We start from the raw sequence: 19,233 nt of genomic DNA, 5'->3' as shown, positions 1-19,233 counted from the left end.
TCCACATGGCGCGAGTCACCGTCGAAGATTGTCTGGATAACGTCGAGAACCGCTTTCAGCTGGTGATGATCTCCACCCAGCGCGCGCGTCAGCTGGCCCGCGGCTCCCGCGACGCCCAGCTGCCCTGGGAGAACGACAAGCCCACCGTCATGGCCCTGCGCGAGATTGCCGAGGGGCTGGTCGACGCGAGCGTGCTCGATGAGCCCATCGAGGCGCCGGTCAGAATTCGCCGCGAAGGCGAGCCGGGCATCGCCATCGAGGAGTAACCCCCAGTTCAAGGCGTGCCCATGTTCACCATCGACGACCTGGCCGACCGACTCGGCGGCTATCTGCCCGCGGACGAAATCCAGCAGGTCAAGCGCGCCTTCTACTACGCCGAACAAGCCCACGACGGCCAGCGCCGCCGCTCCGGCGAGCCCTATGTGACCCACCCGCTGGCGGTGGCCAATATCCTCGCCAACATGCACATGGACCATCAGAGCCTGATGGCCGCCATGCTGCACGACGTCATCGAGGACACCGGCGTTTCCAAGGAAGCGCTTGCCGCGCAGTTCGGCAAGCCGGTGGCGGAACTGGTCGACGGCGTCTCCAAGCTCACCCAGATCACCTTCGAGGACAAAGCGGTCGCCCAGGCCGAGAACTTCCAGAAGATGGTGCTGGCGATGTCGCGCGACATCCGCGTGATCATCGTCAAGCTCGCCGACCGCCTGCACAACATGCGCACCCTGGGCGCGCTGCGCCCCGAGAAGAAGCGCCGCATTGCCCGCGAGACCCTGGAGATCTATGCGCGCATCGCCAGCCGCCTGGGCATCAACACCATCCGCGTGGAGCTCGAGGACCTCTCCTTCCAGGCACTGCACCCGATGCGCGCCGAGCGCATCAAGCGCGCCGTCTCCAGCGCCCGCGGCCACCGCCGCTCGGCGATCCGCCAGGTGCAGAACGCCCTGCAGAAGAGCCTCGACGACGAGGGCCTGCCCGGCACCGTGGTGGGCCGCCAGAAGCACCTGCTATCGATCTACAAGAAGATGCGCGACCAGCGCAAGTCGTTCGCCGAGATCATGGACGTGTTCGGCTTTCGCATCCTCACCGAGGACGTCGACAGCTGCTACCGCATCCTCGGCGTGGTGCACAACCTCTACAAGCCGGTGCCCGGGCGCTTCAAGGACTACATCGCCATCCCCAAGGCCAACGGCTACCAGAGCCTGCACACCACCCTGTTCGGCCGCGGCGGCATGCCCATCGAGGTGCAGATTCGCACCCGCGAGATGGAGGCCATGGCCAACAACGGCATCGCCGCCCACTGGCTCTACAAGGCCGGCCAGACCGACCACCCCATCGCCGAGGGCAGCCACGCCCGCGCTCGGGAGTGGGTCAAGGGGCTGCTCGAGATGCAGCGCCATGCCGGGGATTCGCTGGAGTTCATCGAGCACGTCAAGAACGACCTCTTCCCCGACGACATCTACGTCTTCACGCCGCGCGGCGACATCATGGAGCTACCCCAGGGCGCCACGGTGATCGACTTCGCCTACAGCGTGCACACCGACATCGGCAACAGCTGCATCGCCTGTCGCATCGACCGCCACCTGGCGCCGCTCTCCACGCGCCTGGAGAGCGGCCAGACCCTCGAGATCATCACCGCGCCCGGGGCCAAGCCCAACCTTGCCTGGCTCAACTTCGTGATCACCGCCAAGGCGCGCTCGGCGATCCGCCACGCCCTCAAGCACCAGCGCCACACCGAGGCCGTTCAGTTGGGCCGTCGCCTGCTCAACAAGGCGCTGGGCGATTTCGAGACGAGCCTGGAGGAGCTGCCGGCGGGGGTCGTGCCCGCACTGCTCGACGAGCTCGAGATGAAAAGCGAGGAGAGCCTGCTCGAATCCATCGGCCTGGGCACCCGCGTCGCCCACGTGGTGGCGCGCCGGCTGGTCGACCTGCTGCGTGGCGACACGGACGGCGCCCGCAAACCCTCGAGCCAGCCGCAGGCCCCCATCGTGATCAGCGGCGCCGAGGGGATGGTCATCAAGTTCGCTCGCTGCTGCCACCCCCTGCCCGGCGACCCGGTGATCGGCCATCTCTCGGTAGGCAAGGGCATCGTGGTGCACCGCACCGAGTGCCGCAACCTCGACGAGCTGAAGAGCGATCCCGACAAGCTGTTCGCCCTGCAGTGGTCCGACGCGCACCACGAGGACTTTCCCGTGGCCCTGCGCATCGAGATCGAGAGCCGCCGCGGACTGGTGGCGGAACTAGCGAGCCTGGTTACCGACGCCGATGCCAACATCGAGCGCATCGGCATCGAGGAGCGCGACGCGCGCCTCTCCATCGTCCATTTGACCCTGGCCGTTCGCGACCGCGTGCATCTGGCGCGCATCATCAAGCGGCTGCGCAACCTCTCCCACGTCGGCAAGATCACCCGCGTCGGCAATTGATCCCCTTTCCCGTCGCCCCGCCGCACCGCGGGGCGACACACCCTTCGTTACGGCACGATCACCCCACAAGGAGGCTCCCATGAGCAACAAGGCCGTCATCAATACCGACAAGGCACCCGCCGCCATCGGCCCCTATTCCCAGGCCGTCAAGGCTGGCAACACCGTCTACCTCTCCGGCCAGATCCCGCTCGACCCGGCCACCATGACGCTGGTGTCGGACGACTTCGAGACCCAGGCGCGCCAGGTCTTCGAGAACCTCAAGGCGGTCTGCGAGGAAGCCGCCGGTTCCCTGCAGGATATCGTCAAGCTCAACCTCTACCTGGTCGACCTGGACCACTTCGCCATCGTCAACGCGATCATGGAGCAGTTCTTCGAGGCGCCCTATCCGGCCCGCGCCGCGGTGGGGGTGAAGGCACTGCCGAAAGGCGCGCAGGTGGAGGCGGAAGCCATCATGGTTATCGGCGACTGAAAAGGCGGATTCACTACTGCGCTCGATATCCTGGCCGCCGGCGGTGCCGGTGCGCCGGCCCGGCCGTCTCCTCATGTAGCAGGCTACACTCCGGCAGCTGCGCTCCGGCGGCGACCAGGCTCTCTTCGCTCGTTACGTGAATCCATCCTTTTCAGGATTATTGGTCTTAAGGTAATGAGACTTTTTCTCGCCCTGGTGCCACCGCCGGCGCTGCGCGAACGGCTCGGCGAGCTGGCCGATCTGGCCCATGCCCACTGCGGCGGGCGGCGGGTGCCGGACGAAAGCCTGCACCTGACGCTGGCCTTTCTCGGCGAAGTGGAAAAAACCCGCGCCGAGGCACTGGCCGACTGGGTGCGCGGCCTGACCATCGCACCCGGCGAGTGGCGGTTGGATGCCTGGGGGCATTTCCGCCGCCCGGGCATCGTCTGGGTCGGCGGACAGCGCCCCGACCCGGCGCTCACCGCCCTGCACCATCGCCTCTGGGAGGCGCTGGAGCCGCGCGGCTTCGCCACCCGCCCGGGGCGCTTCGTGCCCCACATCACCCTGCTGCGCCAGGCGGCCCGACCGGACCCCGACACCCTGCCGGCCCCGGCGCTCTCCTGGGCCTATGCACGGCTCGACTTGATGCGTTCGGTCAGCGGCCACCGCGGGGTGCGCTACCACTGCCTGGCGAGTTCGGCACCCGCTCCAGGCTAGGCGCGCCAGCGGCTGGTCCACAGCAGGTCATCGCGCCATTCACTGGCGCACCAGGCAACCTGGCGTCGACTCACACCGGCTCGGGCAGAAAGCCCCCGGCCTTCATCACCTGGGTATAGCCCGCGCGGAAGTCGGGATAGCGGAAACGGTACCCCGAGGCGAGCAACCGCGCGTTGTCGCAGCGCTTGCTGGCCCGCTTGCGCAACGGCGCCTGGATCACCTCGGTGGGTTCGACCTTGAGCTGCCGGGCCATCCAGCGCATCACATCAAAGAGCGGCGCCGGCTCGCAGTCGCTGGCCAGGTAGAGCTCCTCCACCGGCTTGCCGGCCTCGCTCAGGCCGATCAGGTGGGCCAGCACGCCGGCGCAGTCGTCCCGGTGGATGCGGTTGGAGTACATGGGCGGGGCCGTGGGGGCAATGCGCCCCTCCAGGACCTGGTGGATCAGGCGATCGCGACCGGGGCCATAGATACCCGAAAAGCGCACTACGGTGCCGGGGAGAGGGCTCGCGTGCAGGGCCTGCTCGGCCTCGCGCATCAGCACCCCGGAGAAGCCGGCCGACTCGGCGGGGCTCGCCTCGTCGACCTGCTCGCCCTCCTTCTGGGCGTAGACGCTGGTAGAAGAGACGAACAGCAACCGCTCGGGGTGGCGCTCGCGGCCCTCATAGGCCGCCAGCACGGCCTTGAGACCGTCCGGGTAGGCGGCGCGGTAGGCGCTCTCCTCGAAGCGATCGGCACTCAGCACGTAGACCACGTAGTCGACATCCGGCAGCGCCGCCAGAGCGGCCGGGTCGCCGAGATCCAGCGCCAGGGGCTCAATGCCGGTACCCTTGAGGGCGGCCACGTTGCGCCGCGCCCCGATCACTCGATGACCGGCGGCGATCAGCTCGCGGCCCAGTTGCTGGCCGATATCGCCGCAACCCAGAATCAGTGTCGTCGTCTTCACCTTTCTCTCGCCCCCTGATAAAAAGTCCCTATTGGAAAGCCACTCATCTATCGATCGAGAGGATGCCCGCGGGCACCACCATGACTCTAACAGAACTCCGCTACATCGTGACACTGGCCCAGGAGCGTCATTTCGGCCGCGCCGCCGAGCGCTGCTTCGTGTCGCAGCCGACGCTGTCGGTGGCGGTCAAGAAGCTCGAGGAGGAACTCGGGGTGGCGCTGTTCGAGCGCTCCAAGTCCACCGTCCAGGTCACCCCCATGGGGGAGAAGATCGTCGAGCAGGCCCAGCGCGTGCTGGAGCAGAGCGGCGTGATCAAGGAGCTGGCCACGGCGGGCCGCGACCAGCTGGCCAGCCCTCTGCGCATCGGCGCCATCTACACCATCGGGCCCTACCTCTTTCCGCAGCTGGTACCCACGCTGGCGCGGAGTGCGCCGCAGATGTCGCTCTACATCGAGGAGGGCTTCACCGGCAACCTGCGCCGCAAGCTGCGCAGCGGTGAGCTCGACGCCATCATCGTCGCGCTGCCCTTCACCGAGACCGACGTGGTCACCAAGCCGCTCTACGAGGAAGCCTTCGAGGTGCTGCTGCCGGCCGACCACCCTTGGGCGGAGCGCAGCCACATCGACAAGGAGGATCTGCTTCAGGAGCGGCTGCTGCTGCTCGGCGAGGGGCACTGCTTCCGCGACCAGATCCTCGAGGCCTGTCCGGCCATCAGCCACAAGCTCAACAGCCCCCATAACACCCTGACCGCCGAGGGCGGCTCGCTGGAGACCATCCGCCACATGGTGGCCTCCAAGCTCGGCATCACCGTGCTGCCCCACTCGGCCATCGGCACCGGCCACTACGAGAGCGGCCTGCTCACCAGCCGCCCCTTCCGCGAGCCGGCCCCCTCGCGCACCGTGGCCATCGCCTGGCGCGCCAGCTTCCCGCGGCCCAAGGCCATCGACGCCGTCACCGACGCCATCCTGCAGTGCCACAAGGCCCTGCCCGAGACGGCATGAGCGCGCTCGACGTCCCCGTCACCGAGCTCAAGGGCGTCGGCGAGGCACTGGCCGGCAAGCTCGCCCGGCTGGGCGTGGCTCGCGTGGCCGATCTGCTCTTCCACCTGCCGCTGCGCTACCAGGACCGCACGCGTATCACCCCCATCGCCACCCTGCGCGCCGGCCTGGAGGCGGTGGTGGAGGGCGAGGTGGCGGCGAGCGAGGTGGTGCAAGGGCGTCGCCGCAGCCTGCTGGTGCGCCTGCGCGATGGCTCGGGCATCCTGAGCCTGCGCTTCTTCCACTTCTCGCCGGCCCAGCAGCAGCAGTTCCGGCCCGGTAGCCGGGTACGCGCCTTCGGCGAGGCGCGCGCCGGCGCCACCGGGCTCGAGCTCTATCACCCGGAGTACCGCCTGCTCGGCGGCGGCGCGGCGCCGGTGGAAGACCACCTGACACCGATCTATCCCACCACCGAGGGGCTGCACCAGAGCCGCCTGCGCGCCCTGGTCGAGCAGGCCCTGGAACGCCTCGATGCCGCGCCCGAGGCGCTGCCGGACTGGCTGCCCGGCCCCGTGCGCACGCGCTTCTCCCTGCCCGAGCTGCAGCACAGCCTGCTGGTGCTGCACCGCCCGCCGCCGGACGTCGACCCCGAGCAGCTGGCCAGCGGCCGTCACCCCGCCACCCGCCGCCTGGCCCTGGAAGAGCTGCTCGCCCACCACCTCAGCCTGCGCGAGGTGCGGCTGCGCATCCAGGCCGACGGCGCCCCGGCGCTCCCCTCGGGGCGTGGCCTGCAGGCGCGCTTTTTGACCCAGTTGCCCTTCTCGCTGACCAGCGCCCAGCGTCGCGTGCTCGACGAGATCGGCGCCGACCTGGCCGGCACCACCCCCATGCTGCGCCTGGTGCAGGGCGACGTGGGCTCGGGCAAGACGGTGGTCGCCGCCATGGCGGCGCTGGCCGCCATCGCCGGCGACTGCCAGGCGGCGGTGATGGCGCCCACCGAGATCCTCGCCGAGCAGCACTACCGTACCTTCCGGGCCTGGTTCGCCCCGCTCGGCATCGAGGTGGCCTGGCTGTCGGGCAAGCTCAAGGGCAAGGCGCGCCTCGACGCCAAGGCGGCCATCGCCGACGGCCGGGCGCGTCTGGTGGTGGGCACCCACGCCCTCTTCCAGGGCGACGTGCACTTCCAGTGCCTGGGGCTTGCCATCATCGACGAGCAGCACCGCTTCGGCGTGCACCAGCGCCTGGCGCTGCGCGAGAAGGGCGAGGCCGGCGGGCTCACCCCCCACCAACTGGTGATGACTGCCACCCCCATCCCGCGCACCCTGGCGATGAGCGCCTACGCCGACCTCGACGTCTCGGTGATCGACGAGCTGCCCCCCGGGCGCACCCCCGTGCAGACGGCCGTGGTGCCCGACGAGCGCCGCCCCGAGGTGGTGGCGCGCATTCGCCACGCCTGCGCCGAGGGGCGCCAGGCCTACTGGGTGTGTACCCTGATCGAGGAGTCGGAGGTGCTGGAGTGCCAGGCCGCCGAGGCGACCCGTGACGAGCTGGCCGAGGCGCTGGGGGAACTCGCCATCGGCCTAGTGCACGGACGCATGAAGGCCGCCGAGAAGGCCGAGGTGATGGCCGCTTTCCAGGCCGGCGAGCTGGACCTGCTGGTGGCCACCACGGTGATCGAGGTGGGCGTCGACGTGCCCAACGCCAGCCTGATGATCATCGAGAACCCCGAGCGGCTGGGCCTCTCCCAGCTGCATCAGCTGCGCGGCCGAGTGGGGCGCGGCGGCACCGCGAGCTACTGCGTGCTGCTCTACCACCCCCCGCTGTCGGCTCATTCCAAGGAGCGCCTGGCGGTGATGCGCGAAACCACCGACGGCTTTCGCATCGCCGAGAAGGACCTCGCACTGCGCGGCCCCGGGGAGGTGCTGGGTACCCGCCAGACGGGCCTGGCCCAGATGAAGGTCGCCGACCTGGAGCGCGATGCCGACCTGCTGGAGCGCGTCGCGCCCCTGGCCGAGGCGCTGCTCGCCAGCTGCCCCGAGGCCAGCCGGCCGCTGATTCGGCGCTGGCTGGGCGAAGAGGCCGGACGCTACGGGCAGGTTTGACAGGGGGCGAGGGGCGATGCCCCTTGAACCTTGTAGCTGGCCAAAGGCCTTACAGCTGTTTCAGGAGCTTCTGCAGCTTCTGCAGGTCGGCGGAGTCGCCCACCAGGCGCACGGTGCCGGCCATCATGCCGTCGAGAAACGCCTGCTGGGTGGGTCTACGGAGAATTCTGAGCGCCGTGGCGGCATCCGCGAAGCGCAGTTCCAGATCGAGGTCCACCGGCAGACCGCGACCGGTGTGGATGCCCCGCGGCGACATGCGATAGTGGCGGGCGATGGACAGGTCCTCGGTGGCGATGCCCCAGTCGAGGCCGCGCATTTCGGTCAGGCTCTCACGAAAGCGCGGCTTGCGCCGCAGAGCCCGCTTGAGCATCCATCCCAGCAGCCACAGCGTCAATCGCAGCTTCATGTCGAGTCCGCTTCGCAGAAGGAAAAGGCGGGCGCCGCGGCCTGCCGGCGTGCAGGCCGCGCCAGAGGACGCGTCAGCTCTTGCCGACGGCATCCTTGAGGCCCTTGCCGGGCTTGAAGGCCACCGTCTTGCTGGCCGGGATGGCCAGCGGCTGGCCGGTCTGCGGATTCTTGCCGGTGCGGGCGGCACGCTCGCGCACGGTGAAGGTTCCGAAGCCGATCAGCGACACGTCCTGCCCCTGGGCCACGGTACCGGTGATCTCGTCGAGAATGACATTGAGCACCTGGCTCGCCTTGTCCTTGGACAGATCGGCACGCTCGGCAATTGCCGCGGCGAGTTCTGGTTTACGCATACAGCCCTCCTGGATACTGGCTCTGTTGCCCGGCGATAAGCATCACCGGCGACCTTGTTGTTGAAGTGGGAGTGGTTTCTGCACCACTCGCATGACGCCTTTGGACCGCTCGCAGCCCGGCCGGGCCGCCGCGATCGGAAGGTCACCAGGCGAATGATACCGACCGGAGACGCCGCCGACGGGTGACCGTCGCGGCGATACCGAACCTAGCCTAGCAACGGCGGCGCAGCCCGCGCCAGCTCAACTTTCCGACGCACGCAGCGCCCTGTCAACGCAAAACCGATCAAACGTTCGTCTTGGTCCTCGGCCAGGGCCACCAGATCATGCCCCCCGCCCTCGATGCGCCAGCGTGCCGGCGGCACCGTCGGCGGCAACGCCACCACCGGCAGCAGCGGTGTCTTGACCAGGACCGGCCAGGCCCCGAAAGCGACCTCGGTGGGCGTGCCGGTCAGGGTCCTGGCCAGCGCCTTGGCGCTGGCTTGCAGGGGCTGCACGTACATGGCATTGACGCCGGCCACGCAGGCGACATCGCCCAGGGCATGGACACCGGGGGCCGCCGTCAGCGTCCGATCGACCTGGATGCCGGCGGGACCGACCGGCAGGCCTGCTGCCTCGGCGAGCGCCGTGCGCGGCTTGAGGCCGGTGGCCACCAGCACCAGGTCGGCCTCGAGCCGGGTGGCGTCGTCGAGCGTCACGCCGACAACACCACTGTCCGGGGTCAGGGCCGTCACGCTGCGCCCCGCGTACAGCGCCATTCCCGCCGCCTGGAAGGCCTCGCCCAGGGCGCGCCCCAGCGGCTCCGGCAGCAGCCGCGGCAGCGGCGCCGCCTCGGGCGCCACCAGCGCCACCCGGTGCCCGCCCGCCGTCAGGTCGTTGGCGAACTCGCAGCCCACCAGGCCGAAACCGACGATGACCACCCGGGCCGGCCGGTCATGCGCGGCGAGCGCCGCGTGGAAGGCGCGGTAGTCGTCAAGGTCATTGATGCGAAAGACCCGGTCGCCGAGGGCCGGCGGCATGGTGAAAGGCGTGGCAGGGCGAGCCCCGGTGGCCAGCACCAGCTCGCCCCAGGGCAGACGCTCCTCGCCGATGCGCAGGTGGCGTGCCGCCAGGTCGATGGCCTCGACCCGGGTATGGGGGCGCATCACCACGCCCAGTTCCTCGGCCACGGCAAGCGCCGAGCGCGCGGCGAGCCGCTCCGGCGGCAGGCGTTTGGCGAAGCCGGTGGAGAGCAGCGGCTTGGAATAGTCGTCGCCGCTGTCGGCGGTGATCACGGTGATCGGCCGGTGGTCGTGCAGGGCGCGCAGCTGGCGCACCAGGCCCAGGCCGGCCATGCCGGAGCCGATGATGGTCAGGGGAGCGGTCATGAACGTCTCTACTGCCTTGCGAACCGCGAAGCGGATCGTCGCGGGGAAGCGCTACAGGGGCGCATGGTACACTATGCGCCCCTTGCGTTACCTGGAGAGAGAAGGTGACCTGCCACCGCCCGCTGCCAACCGCCCCCGCCCGTCCGGCCCCTCTGACCCTGTCGTGGCGACCGCTGGCCGCCGCGCGCCCGGCCATGAGCCCCGCCTGGTGGCGCTGGGTGGCTTCGCGGGACTCCCTGACCGCCCGGCTGATCGCCGCCGGCGAGGGGCGCCGCTTCCGGGTTCGCCTGCTCGACCAGCGCCTGGGCCGACCGCGACCCGACGAGGCGCGCGCGCTGGGCCTGCCGCCCGGCCGTCGCGCCTGGCTGCGCGAGGTGGCGCTGTGCCTGGAGGAGCGCCCCTGGGTGGTGGCGCGCTCGGTGGCGCCGCTCGCCCAGCTGCGCGGAAGCCGACTGGCCCAACTGGGCGAGCGCTCGCTGGGCAGCTGGCTGTTCCGCCAACCCGACCTGGAACGCAGCCCCATCGAGGTCACCGCGATGCCGGCCCCCTTTCACCCGAGCCCAGGGCCCTGGGGGCGGCGCTCGGTGTTCCGCCACGGCCGCTTCGCCGTGCTGGTGCAGGAGTTCTTCCTCGACGCCATGGCGGATGACCTGGCGCTGCCGCCGCGCTAGGCTTGGCCCACGACCGGCAGCGCCCCGGCGCCGCCTTTCTCCCCGCCACACCGGCTTGTCACGAGGCTGAGATGGACCGCACCCTGATGCGCCCCACGGGGCTTGCCCGCTTACCCGACTTCCTGCACCTGATGCGCCTGGACCGCCCCATCGGCACCTGGCTGCTCATGTGGCCCACGCTGTGGGCGCTGTGGGTGGCCGCCGAGGGCGTGCCGGGCCGTCGTGTGCTGCTGATCTTCGTGGTCGGGGTCTACCTGATGCGCGCCGCGGGCTGCGTGGTCAACGACTACGCCGACCGCCACTTCGACGGCCACGTCAAGCGCACCAAGAACCGCCCGCTGGCCACCGGCCGCATCACCGAGGGCGAGGCCCAGGTGCTGTTCGCCACCCTGGTGATCGCCGCCTTCGTACTGGTGTGCTTCACCAACCTCTTCACGGTAATGCTCTCCCTGGTGGGGGTGGTACTGGCCTTCATCTACCCCTTCATGAAGCGCTACACCCACCTGCCCCAGCTGTTCCTGGGCGCGGCCTTCTCCTGGGCGATCCCCATGGCCTTCGGGGCGGTGCTCGGCCAGATCCCGGCCGAGGCGTGGCTGCTGTTCGCCGCCAACCTGGCCTGGACGGTGGCCTACGACACCGAGTACGCCATGGTCGACCGCGACGACGACCTCAAGATCGGCATCAAGTCCACCGCCGTGCTCTTCGGGCGTGCCGACCGGCTGATGATCGCGGTGCTGCAGGGGGTCACCCTGGCGCTGCTGGCCTGGGCCGGGTGGCGCCTGGCGCTGGGCGGCTTCTTCTGGCTGGGGCTGGCCGCCATGGCCGCCACCTTCGCGCACCAACAGGCGCTGATCCGCCACCGCGAGCGGGCCCGCTGCTTCCAGGCCTTTCTCAACAACCACTGGTCGGGGCTGCTGGTGTTCGCCGGCATCGCCCTCGCCCTGTGGCCGGCCGCGGGCTGAGGGTGCGTGGCGCGGCTGTCATCTTACTGTCATCATGACGTGATGAGATCGTCAGCGAGCCGCCACTGACCGCGAGGGCCCGGGATGACCGCCAAGACCGTTCTGATCGTCGATGACGAGGCCGCGATCCGCGAGATGATCGCCGTGGCACTGGAGATGGCCGACTACCGCGTGCTGGAGGCGGACAACGCCCAGGACGCCCATGCCATGGTCGTCGACCACCAGCCCGACCTGCTGCTGCTCGACTGGATGATGCCCGGCACCAGCGGTATCGAGCTGGCGCGGCGGCTCAAGCGCGAGGAAACCACCGCCGAGCTGCCGATCATCATGCTCACCGCCAAGAGCGAGGAGGACAACAAGATCCAGGGACTCGAGGCGGGCGCCGACGACTACATCACCAAGCCCTTCTCGCCGCGCGAACTGGTGGCGCGCCTCAAGGCCGTGCTGCGTCGCGCCACGCCGCGCGGCGTGGAGGACCCGGTGGAGGTGGAGGGATTGCGCCTCGACCCGGTCAGCCACCGCGTCAGCGCCCACGGCAAGCCCCTGGAGATCGGCCCCACCGAGTATCGTCTGCTGCAGTTCTTCATGACCCACCCCGAGCGCGCCTACACCCGCGGGCAGCTGCTCGACCAGGTGTGGGGCGGCAATGTCTACGTCGAGGAGCGTACCGTGGACGTGCACATCCGCCGCCTGCGCAAGGCGCTGGGCGAGCCCCACCAGCACCTCGTCCAGACCGTACGCGGCACCGGCTACCGGTTCTCCGCCAAGGGTTGACGTGAGACGCCCGTGGAGCCGTGAACTCTGGCGCCTCACCGGGCTGGCCGCACTCGGCGCCCTGCTCGGCTGGCCCCTCGGCGCCCCGGCGCTGGGGCTCGCCGCGGGGCTCGCGCTGTGCCTGACCTACCACCTGCGCCAGCTGCGCGCCCTGCACCGCTGGCTGACCCGCCACCCCCAGGCCGAGCCGCCCGCCGCCAGCGGCCTGTGGGGGGAGCTGTTCGACCGCCTCTACCGCTACCAGAAGGGCCAGCGCCACACCCAGCAGCGGCTGCGGGCCACGCTACGGCGCATCCAGGAGTCCTCCGAGGCGATGCGCGACAGCGTGGTGATGCTCGACTCCCACGGCGACCTGGAGTGGTGGAACAGCGCCGCGGAGCGCATGCTGGGGCTGCAGTCCGCCCACGACCGCGGCCAGCACATCACCAACCTGATCCGCGACCCGCGCTTCGTCAGCTACTTCAACGCCCGCGACTACCGCGAGCCGCTGACCCTGCCCTCGCCCATTGACGAGCGCCAGGTGCTGCAGTTCCAGCTCACCCTCTACGGCGACGACGAACGGCTGCTCATGGCCCGCGACATCACGCGCCTGCACCGCTTGGAGGAGATGCGCCGCGACTTCGTGGCCAACGTCTCCCACGAGCTGCGCACGCCCTTGACCGTGCTGGCCGGCTACCTGGAGACCTTCAGCGAACTCGGCGATGCCCTGCCCCCGCGCCTCGCGCGGGGGCTCGACCAGATGCAGAGCCAGACCACGCGCATGCAGAACCTGGTCAACGACCTGCTGCTGCTCTCGCGCCTGGAGATCGACCGCGGGGGCGGCGACCACGCGCCGCTGGATGTCGCCGCCCTGCTGGAGAGCATCCGCCACGATGCCCAGGCGCTGGCCGGCGAACGCCAGACCCTGACGGTGGCCGTCGACGAGCCCCGCCAGCTGGTGGGCAGCGAATCCGAAATCCGCAGCGCCATCTCGAACCTGGCCTTCAACGCCGTGCGCTACGCCGGCGACGGCTGCCATATCGAGTTGCGCTGGAAACCCCACCCCGACGGCGCCTGCGTGGAGGTGGCCGACGACGGCGAGGGCATCGACCCGGTGCACCTCCCGCGCCTCACCGAGCGCTTCTACCGCGTCGACAAGGGGCGCAGCACCGCCACCGGCGGCACCGGCCTGGGGCTCGCCATCGTCAAGCACGTGCTGCTGCGCCACGACGCCCGCCTCGCGATCGACTCGCGCCCCGGCCAGGGCGCGCGCTTCTGCTGCGTGTTCCCGGCAACCCGACTGCGTGCAAACGCCGCCAATGACCGCCACACCATCGAGGCCTATCCCGCCTCCCGGCAACGCTGAGGGTCCTTCTGTAGCACTGAGGGTCAGTCATCAATGTGATGCCCCTCGGCCGCCTCGCTGCCCTCCTGGGCGCTCTGCACCCACACTTCCACCTGCACCTCGCCGCGCTCGGCGAACTCCAGGGTCAGCGGGAAGCGATCACCCTCGTTCAGCGGTGCCACGAGGTTCAACAGCATCAGGTGGTGGCCGCCGCCGGGTCGCATGCGCTGGGTCATGCCGGGAGCGACCTCGAGCCGCTCGACGCGGCGCATGCGCATCACGCCGTCGTCCATCGTCATGTCGTGGATCTCGACGCTCTCGCTGGCCGGCGTACTGGCGCCCACCAGCACCGCGGGGGTGTCACCCGTCACGCTGATGTCCAGGTAGGCGGCACCGTGGGGCACGCTGGGCGGCGCCGGCGTGGCGAAGGGGTGGGCGATGCGCACGTCGTCCAGCGGGGTGTCGTGGGCCAGGGCGGGTGCCGCAACCATCAGGGCAGCGGCGCAAAACAGAGACAGGATGGGTCGCATGGGCTCTCCTCGGGATCCGCGATCGACAAGCGGCGCCGGCAGCGGGCGCCCTCGCCATCATAGCAGCCGCACGCCCGCCTCAGGGGGCGGCAAGATCGCCACTGCCGCGATAGTGGTGCTCCCACATCAGCACGGCGGCGGCCACGGCGCCGGGCAGCAGGAAGAGGTTGGCCAGGGGCAGCCAGGTAATCAGGGTGACCCAGCCGCCGTAGCTGAGCGTCGGCCACCAGCGCGCAGCGAGCCGGCGGCGCATGTCGGCGAAGCTCACCCGGTTGTTGTCCATGGGATAATCGAGGTAGGTGATGGCCATCACCCAGGCGGAGAAGAGCGCCCACAGCAGGGGCGAGGCCAGGTTGAGGCCGGGAATCCAACTGACGATGAACAGTACCGCGGCGCGGGGCAGGATATAGGCCAGCTTGACCAGTTCGCGTCCCAGGGCATCCATGGCGCTTCTGGCCAGGCCGCGGTCATCGAGCGGCTCGCGTCCGGTGGCGACGCGTTCCACCCGGGCGGCCAGAAAGCCGTAGAAGGGCGCGGCGATGAGGTGGGTGACGAGGGTGAAGGTGAAGAAGACGATCAGTACCAGGCTGATCACGAAGAGCGGCCAGATCAGCCACTCGAGCCAGCCGAGCCACCCCGGCACCATGGCCATCCAGGCCTCCAGCCAGCCGCCGAAATGGGCCAGCACATAATAGAACATGGCGGCATAGACCAGCAGGTTGACGAGGATGGGCGCGAAGACGTAGCGGCGCAGGCCGCGGGAGTAGACCAGCCGCGTGCCGCGGGTCAGGGCCGTCAAGGCGTCGTGCATGGGGCTTCCTTACAGAGACTGAACGGGCCGTCGCAGGTGGCGACGGCCCGTATTGACGGCCAAGATGCGCGCCGAATCAACCCTTGCGCGTCAGGGCGTCCTCGTCGATCTGGTCGGGGTCCATATGGCGGATGTCGAGGCCCTTGACCAGATAGATGACGTACTCGGCCAGGTTGTCGGCGTGGTCGCCCACCCGCTCCAGGGCGCGCAGGATCCACATCACGCTGAGCACCGGGCCGATGGCGCGGTTGTCCTCCATCATGAAGGTCATCAGCGAGCGCATGGCGCTGCCGTATTCGTCGTCCACCGCGTCGTCCTCGTGCACCACCTTGAGCGCCAGCTCGGTGTCGAAGCGAGCGAAGGCGGTCAGGGCGTCGCGCAGCATCTTGCGCACGTGCTCGCTGATGTGGCGCACCTCCACCAGGCCGCGCACGCCGTTGCCGCTGTCGATCAACGTCAGGGCGTTGCGGGCGATCTTGCTCGCCTCGTCGCCGATGCGCTCCAGGTCGGCGGTGGCGCGGATCACCGCCAGCACCAGGCGCAGGTCGGAGGCGGCCGGCTGGCGGCGGGCCAGCACGCGGGTGCACTCGTCGTCGATCTTGAGCTGCATCTCGTTGACCTGGTGGTCGCCGTCGCTGACCTGCTCGGCGAGGCGACTGTCGCCGTCGAGCAGGGCCTGGATCGCCTGCTGGACCTGCTGCTCGACCAGGCCGCCCATGGTCATCAGGTGGGTCTTGAGTTCCTCCAGCTCCTGGTTGAACTGGCGGGAGATGTGCTGGCTGTGGGTTTCGCTGGTGATATCCATGAGGCTCTCCTCGGGTCGCCGGATGTCGTTTCCTGACCGTTCAGGCCATGCGACCGGTGATGTAGTTCTCGGTGCGCGCCAGGCGCGGGTTGGTGAACAGGGTGTCGGTCGGGGCGTACTCCACCAGCCGGCCCTGCTGCAGGAAGGCGGTGTAGTCCGAGACCCGCGCCGCCTGCTGCATGTTGTGGGTGACCAGTATCAGCGTGAGCTGCCCCTTGAGGCTGCGGATCAGATCCTCGATCTTGAGCGTGGAGATGGGGTCGAGCGCCGAGGCCGGCTCGTCGAGGAGCAGTACCTCGGGCTCCACCGCCAGGGTGCGGGCGATCACCAGCCGCTGCTGCTGGCCGCCGGAGAGCGACCAGGCCGACTCGCGCAGGCGGTCCTTCACCTCGTGCCACAGCGCGGCGGCCGTCAGCGCCCACTCCACGATGTCATCGCGACGCCTCCGTGTCAGAACGCCGCGCAGGCGCAACCCGAACGCGACGTTGTCGTAGATCGACATGGGAAAGGGGTTGGGCGTCTGGAACACCATGCCCACTCGCCGGCGCAGGTCGTCCACCGCCACCTCGGGGGCGTGGATGTCCTGTCCCTCGAGGCGAATCCGGCCGGCGTGGCTCACCGTTTCGTCGAGGTCGTGCAACCGATTGAGCGCCCGCAGCAGGGTCGACTTGCCGCAGCCGGAGGGCCCGATGAAGGCCGTCACGCAGTGGCGCGGCACGCGCAGGGTCAGCGCCTCGAGGGCCGGGCTGTCGCCATAGGCGAGGCTCAGCCCCTCGATGTCGAAGCAGCTCGCTTCGGGCGAGAAGTCGATGACCGGGCCGCGCGACGGCCGGCTGACCGTGGCCTTGACGGTCGGCCGCCCCTCCTCCGGGATCGCTTGCGGATTCACGTTCGCCCCTCCCTCACTGACGCGACAGGGCCGCGTGGCGCGTGCGGACATGATGACGCAGAAATATTGCAGTCAGGTTAAGCACCAGGATCACCAGCACCAGCAGCAGTGCCGTGGCGAACACCAGCGGCATCGCCGCCTGGACGTCATCGCCGTGGAAGGCGCTGTCGTAGACGTGGTACCCCAGGTGCATGAACTTGCGATCAAGATGCAGGAAGGGGAAGTCGCCGTCCACCGGGATCTGCGGGGCCAGCTTGGCCACCCCCACCAGCATCAGCGGCGCCACCTCGCCGGCCGCCCGGGCCACGGCGAGGATCACCCCGGTGAGCATGGCCGGCACCGCCATGGGCAGGACCACCCGGCTGAGCATCTCCAAGCGCGTGGCGCCCAGCGCCAGGGCGCCTTCCCGCTGGTGGGCGGGGATGCGCGCCAGCCCCTCCTCGGTGGCCACGATCACCACCGGCAGGGTGAGCAGGGCGAGCGTCAGCGAGGCCCACAGCAAGCCCCCGGTGCCGAAGGTGGGCGACGGCAGGCGGTCCTCGAAGAACCAGTCGTCCAGCGTGCCGCCGATGCCGTAGACGAAGACGCCGAGGCCGAAGACGCCATAGACGATCGAGGGTACGCCGGCGAGGTTGCGCACGGCGATGCGCACCAACCTCGTCAGGCGCCCCTGGTGCGCCACCTCGTTGAGGTAGAAGGCCGCCAGCACCCCGAAGGGCGTGACCAGCAGCGACATCAGCAGCACCATCAGCACCGTGCCGAAGATCGCCGGCCACACCCCGCCGGCGCTGTTGGCCGCGCGCGGCCCCTCGGAGAGGAAGCGCCACAGCCCGCGCCCCCAGGCGACCAGCTTGCCGAGCGGCGACAGCGCATTGGGGCGTGTGGCGGCGAGGACCTCGACCAAGGGCTGGCGGAAGCGACGGCCGTCGACGCTCTCCAGCACCAGGGTGGTCTCGTCCATGGCCGCACGCAGGTGCGCCACGCGCTCGCTGGCCGCCGCCAGGGCGCGGCGCGCCGCCGTGTCCTCGGGGTCGGCCTCCAGGCGGCGCACCAGGGGGCGGATCGTCTCCCGCTCCAGGGTCTCGCGCGCCTCGCGCAGCCGTTCTAGCGCCGCCAGGCGCGCCGCGAGGCGAGCCCAGGCCGTGTCGCCGGGGGCGGCGGTTTCTGACTCCCACCCCGGCGTCTCCGGCCCCGGCTCGACGGCCACCAACCGGCCGATGAAGGTGCCCCAGCGGCGGCGCTCCAGCACCACCAGCTCGGGGGGATAGGTCTGCGCCGCGATGCGCGCCACCGGCAGCCACTCCCAGACATCGCCGTCACGGTCGCGATTGCCCGTGAAGTAGAGGCGTTCGCGCCCCTCGCTCTCGGGCAGGGGCAGCTCGCGCACGGTCCACCCGGCCAACTGGCGGCCGTCGTCGAGCTCCACCAGCGCCACGGAGGCCGGCCAGAAGTGCCCCAGGCCGCGCACCGCGAGCAGCGTTAGCAAGCTGCCCAGCAGCAGCAGCGACAGCGCCACGCTGCCGGCGGCCAGCCAGGCGCCGGCTCCTTCCCCCGCCGCCCGGCGACGCGCCCACAAGCGGCTCATCGCGGCCCTCCCAGCCGGCGATAGCGGCGGTACAGCCGGGTGCGCACCAGCTCGGCCAGGGTATTGACGAGAAAGGTGAAGGCGAACAGCGCCAGGGCCGCCAGCAGCAGCAGGCGGTAGTCCGGGCTGCCCGGCGTGGCCTCGGGCAGTTCGATGGCGATGCTCGCCGCCATGGCACGCATGCCCTCCAGGGGGCTCAGGCTCATCAGGGCGCTGTTGCCGCTGGCCAGCAGCACGATCATGGTCTCGCCCACCGCACGCCCGGCCCCGATCATCACCGCCGCGAAAACCCCCGGGGCCGCCGCCGGCAGTACCACCCGCCACAGCGCCTGCCAGCGAGTCGCCCCCAGTGCCTGGGCGCCCTCGGCCAGGCTCGCCGGCACCCCGGCCAGCGCCTCCTCGGCCAGGGCGTAGACGCTCGGCAGCACCGCAAAGCCCATGGCGAGACCGACGATCAGGGCGTTGCGCGCGGCATAGTGCAGCCCCAGCTCGGCCGCCAGCCAGGCGCGCAGGTCGCCGCCGAAGAGCAGGCCCTCGAGCCATGGCGCCAGGGCCATGGCCCCCCATCCCAGGGCGACCAGCCAGGGCAGCAGCCACAGCCCCGCCCAGGCCAGCGGCAGGCGGCGGCGCAGGCCCGCCGGCAGCCAGCGCCACAGCCCGCCGGCCAGCAGCGCCCCGGCGGGGAGTGCCAGCAGCAGCGCCGCCGCCCCGGCCAGGTGACGCTCCACCCAGGGCGCCAGCACCAGGCCGGCGACGAAGCCGATGACCACCCCCGGCAGCGCCTCCATCAGCTCCAGGGTCGGCTTGAGCCGGGCCCGCAGGCGCGGCGACATGAACAGCGCCGAGTGCATCGCCGCCCCCAGGGCCAGGGGCAGAGCGAAGAGCAGTGCCCAGAAGGCCGCCTTGAGCGTTCCCCAGGCCAGCGGCGTGAGCGTCGCCTCCACTCGGGCCAGGCTCACGCCGTCGTCGAACAGGACCGGTATGGCCTCCACCGCCAGGAAGACGCCGATAGCCAGCACCGCCAGGATCACGCCCAGGCCACCGGCCGTGATCAGGGCCGAGGCGAGACGATCACGCCGGTGGCGCCGGCGGGTACGCGGCAGCGAAGCCGAAAAACGCTCGATCATGCTGTGCAGGGTAAGACACCTTG

20 protein-coding genes are annotated in these 19,233 nt (G+C 70.2%); 10 read left to right on the top strand and 10 right to left on the bottom strand.

Going from position 1 to position 19,233, the window contains the following annotated elements; all coding sequences use genetic code 11:
• Positions 1 to 5 precede the first annotated feature (5 nt).
• From rpoZ to thpR, 4 genes are all read left to right on the top strand, one after another.
• Positions 6 to 266, top strand: a complete 261-nt coding sequence (gene rpoZ, locus FEF15_RS04440; protein WP_163557937.1) for a DNA-directed RNA polymerase subunit omega — start codon at positions 6 to 8, stop codon at positions 264 to 266.
• A gap of 21 nt (positions 267 to 287) precedes the next feature.
• Entirely contained in the window at positions 288 to 2,423 is a 2,136-nt protein-coding gene (locus FEF15_RS04435) for a bifunctional (p)ppGpp synthetase/guanosine-3',5'-bis(diphosphate) 3'-pyrophosphohydrolase (protein ID WP_163557936.1), read from the top strand.
• 79 nt (positions 2,424 to 2,502) lie between these two features.
• Positions 2,503 to 2,892: a RidA family protein gene (locus FEF15_RS04430; protein WP_163557935.1), complete on the top strand. Its 390-nt coding sequence runs from the start codon at positions 2,503 to 2,505 to the stop codon at positions 2,890 to 2,892.
• Between the two features lie 174 nt (positions 2,893 to 3,066).
• Positions 3,067 to 3,588 (top strand): RNA 2',3'-cyclic phosphodiesterase, encoded by a 522-nt coding sequence (gene thpR, locus FEF15_RS04425; protein WP_163557934.1) that lies wholly within the window; start codon positions 3,067 to 3,069, stop codon positions 3,586 to 3,588.
• Between the two features lie 70 nt (positions 3,589 to 3,658).
• Here thpR and FEF15_RS04420 read toward each other — a convergent pair whose 3' ends face one another.
• Complete coding sequence (locus FEF15_RS04420) at positions 3,659 to 4,531, bottom strand: NAD(P)H-binding protein (RefSeq protein WP_163557933.1); 873 nt, start codon at positions 4,529 to 4,531, stop codon at positions 3,659 to 3,661.
• Between the two features lie 80 nt (positions 4,532 to 4,611).
• Between FEF15_RS04420 and FEF15_RS04415 the strand changes: the two genes are divergently transcribed.
• Entirely contained in the window at positions 4,612 to 5,532 is a 921-nt protein-coding gene (locus tag FEF15_RS04415; RefSeq protein ID WP_163557932.1) for a hydrogen peroxide-inducible genes activator, read from the top strand.
• Positions 5,529 to 7,610 carry an ATP-dependent DNA helicase RecG gene (recG, locus tag FEF15_RS04410; RefSeq protein WP_240454063.1) on the top strand — a complete coding sequence of 694 codons (2,082 nt, stop codon included), beginning with the start codon at positions 5,529 to 5,531 and terminating at the stop codon, positions 7,608 to 7,610. The genes FEF15_RS04415 and recG overlap by 4 nt, the downstream gene beginning before the upstream one ends.
• A gap of 49 nt (positions 7,611 to 7,659) precedes the next feature.
• Here the strand turns inward: recG and FEF15_RS04405 are convergent, their stop codons facing one another.
• The 3 genes from FEF15_RS04405 to FEF15_RS04395 form a co-directional block, all read right to left on the bottom strand.
• The gene (locus FEF15_RS04405; RefSeq protein ID WP_163557931.1) at positions 7,660 to 8,016 is read right to left on the bottom strand and encodes a hypothetical protein; all 357 of its coding nucleotides are present in this window, start codon (positions 8,014 to 8,016) and stop codon (positions 7,660 to 7,662) included.
• Between the two features lie 73 nt (positions 8,017 to 8,089).
• A complete protein-coding gene (locus FEF15_RS04400; protein WP_163557930.1) occupies positions 8,090 to 8,368 on the bottom strand; it encodes an HU family DNA-binding protein in 279 nt (92 codons plus the stop codon).
• A 206-nt stretch (positions 8,369 to 8,574) separates the two neighbouring features.
• A complete protein-coding gene (locus FEF15_RS04395) occupies positions 8,575 to 9,732 on the bottom strand; it encodes an FAD-dependent oxidoreductase (RefSeq protein WP_163557929.1) in 1,158 nt (385 codons plus the stop codon).
• A gap of 104 nt (positions 9,733 to 9,836) precedes the next feature.
• On the opposite strand from FEF15_RS04395, the gene FEF15_RS04390 reads away from it, so the two are divergent.
• The 4 genes from FEF15_RS04390 (at position 9,837) to phoR (ending at position 13,484) form a co-directional block, all read left to right on the top strand.
• Positions 9,837 to 10,403: a chorismate lyase gene (locus FEF15_RS04390; protein WP_240454062.1), complete on the top strand. Its 567-nt coding sequence runs from the start codon at positions 9,837 to 9,839 to the stop codon at positions 10,401 to 10,403.
• Positions 10,404 to 10,474: 71 nt separating this feature from the next.
• On the top strand, positions 10,475 to 11,365 hold the full coding sequence (gene ubiA, locus FEF15_RS04385; protein ID WP_163557928.1) for a 4-hydroxybenzoate octaprenyltransferase: 891 nt from the start codon (positions 10,475 to 10,477) through the stop codon (positions 11,363 to 11,365).
• Positions 11,366 to 11,449: 84 nt separating this feature from the next.
• Positions 11,450 to 12,139, top strand: a complete 690-nt coding sequence (gene phoB / locus FEF15_RS04380) for a phosphate regulon transcriptional regulator PhoB (RefSeq protein WP_163557927.1) — start codon at positions 11,450 to 11,452, stop codon at positions 12,137 to 12,139.
• A 1-nt stretch (position 12,140) separates the two neighbouring features.
• Positions 12,141 to 13,484, top strand: a complete 1,344-nt coding sequence (gene phoR, locus FEF15_RS04375; RefSeq protein ID WP_163557926.1) for a phosphate regulon sensor histidine kinase PhoR — start codon at positions 12,141 to 12,143, stop codon at positions 13,482 to 13,484.
• A 23-nt stretch (positions 13,485 to 13,507) separates the two neighbouring features.
• Here the strand turns inward: phoR and FEF15_RS04370 are convergent, their stop codons facing one another.
• From FEF15_RS04370 to FEF15_RS04345, 6 genes are all read right to left on the bottom strand, one after another.
• Entirely contained in the window at positions 13,508 to 13,993 is a 486-nt protein-coding gene (locus FEF15_RS04370) for a copper chaperone PCu(A)C (RefSeq protein WP_163557925.1), read from the bottom strand.
• Between the two features lie 79 nt (positions 13,994 to 14,072).
• Positions 14,073 to 14,804 carry a sulfate transporter CysZ gene (gene cysZ / locus FEF15_RS04365; RefSeq protein WP_163557924.1) on the bottom strand — a complete coding sequence of 244 codons (732 nt, stop codon included), beginning with the start codon at positions 14,802 to 14,804 and terminating at the stop codon, positions 14,073 to 14,075.
• A 76-nt stretch (positions 14,805 to 14,880) separates the two neighbouring features.
• Positions 14,881 to 15,609, bottom strand: a complete 729-nt coding sequence (gene phoU, locus FEF15_RS04360) for a phosphate signaling complex protein PhoU (RefSeq protein ID WP_163557923.1) — start codon at positions 15,607 to 15,609, stop codon at positions 14,881 to 14,883.
• Positions 15,610 to 15,649: 40 nt separating this feature from the next.
• Positions 15,650 to 16,387 carry a phosphate ABC transporter ATP-binding protein PstB gene (pstB, locus tag FEF15_RS04355; protein ID WP_276208188.1) on the bottom strand — a complete coding sequence of 246 codons (738 nt, stop codon included), beginning with the start codon at positions 16,385 to 16,387 and terminating at the stop codon, positions 15,650 to 15,652.
• Between the two features lie 124 nt (positions 16,388 to 16,511).
• A complete protein-coding gene (gene pstA, locus FEF15_RS04350; protein WP_163557922.1) occupies positions 16,512 to 18,083 on the bottom strand; it encodes a phosphate ABC transporter permease PstA in 1,572 nt (523 codons plus the stop codon).
• Positions 18,080 to 19,210, bottom strand: a complete 1,131-nt coding sequence (locus FEF15_RS04345) for an ABC transporter permease subunit (protein ID WP_163557921.1) — start codon at positions 19,208 to 19,210, stop codon at positions 18,080 to 18,082. The genes pstA and FEF15_RS04345 overlap by 4 nt, the downstream gene beginning before the upstream one ends.
• Positions 19,211 to 19,233: the final 23 nt, after the last annotated feature.

This window comes from Halomonas sp. NO4 (assembly GCF_010994375.1).
GTDB lineage: Bacteria > Pseudomonadota > Gammaproteobacteria > Pseudomonadales > Halomonadaceae > Halomonas.
The sequence above is the reverse complement of the archived record's forward strand: the minus strand, read 5'-3'. Positions and strand labels throughout refer to the sequence as shown.

Excerpts from the sequence above, each read along its gene's own strand:
- rpoZ (WP_163557937.1), top strand. The coding sequence starts at position 6 with ATGGCGCGAGTCACCGTCGAAGATTGTCTGGATAACGTCGAGAACCGC.
- FEF15_RS04435 (WP_163557936.1), top strand. The coding sequence starts at position 288 with ATGTTCACCATCGACGACCTGGCCGACCGACTCGGCGGCTATCTGCCC.
- FEF15_RS04430 (WP_163557935.1), top strand. The coding sequence starts at position 2,503 with ATGAGCAACAAGGCCGTCATCAATACCGACAAGGCACCCGCCGCCATC.
- thpR (WP_163557934.1), top strand. The coding sequence starts at position 3,067 with ATGAGACTTTTTCTCGCCCTGGTGCCACCGCCGGCGCTGCGCGAACGG.
- FEF15_RS04415 (WP_163557932.1), top strand. The coding sequence starts at position 4,612 with ATGACTCTAACAGAACTCCGCTACATCGTGACACTGGCCCAGGAGCGT.
- recG (WP_240454063.1), top strand. The coding sequence starts at position 5,529 with ATGAGCGCGCTCGACGTCCCCGTCACCGAGCTCAAGGGCGTCGGCGAG.
- FEF15_RS04405 (WP_163557931.1), bottom strand. The coding sequence starts at position 8,016 with ATGAAGCTGCGATTGACGCTGTGGCTGCTGGGATGGATGCTCAAGCGG.
- FEF15_RS04400 (WP_163557930.1), bottom strand. The coding sequence starts at position 8,368 with ATGCGTAAACCAGAACTCGCCGCGGCAATTGCCGAGCGTGCCGATCTG.
- FEF15_RS04395 (WP_163557929.1), bottom strand. The coding sequence starts at position 9,732 with ATGACCGCTCCCCTGACCATCATCGGCTCCGGCATGGCCGGCCTGGGC.
- ubiA (WP_163557928.1), top strand. The coding sequence starts at position 10,475 with ATGGACCGCACCCTGATGCGCCCCACGGGGCTTGCCCGCTTACCCGAC.
- phoB (WP_163557927.1), top strand. The coding sequence starts at position 11,450 with ATGACCGCCAAGACCGTTCTGATCGTCGATGACGAGGCCGCGATCCGC.
- FEF15_RS04370 (WP_163557925.1), bottom strand. The coding sequence starts at position 13,993 with ATGCGACCCATCCTGTCTCTGTTTTGCGCCGCTGCCCTGATGGTTGCG.
- cysZ (WP_163557924.1), bottom strand. The coding sequence starts at position 14,804 with ATGCACGACGCCTTGACGGCCCTGACCCGCGGCACGCGGCTGGTCTAC.
- phoU (WP_163557923.1), bottom strand. The coding sequence starts at position 15,609 with ATGGATATCACCAGCGAAACCCACAGCCAGCACATCTCCCGCCAGTTC.
- pstA (WP_163557922.1), bottom strand. The coding sequence starts at position 18,083 with ATGAGCCGCTTGTGGGCGCGTCGCCGGGCGGCGGGGGAAGGAGCCGGC.
- FEF15_RS04345 (WP_163557921.1), bottom strand. The coding sequence starts at position 19,210 with ATGATCGAGCGTTTTTCGGCTTCGCTGCCGCGTACCCGCCGGCGCCAC.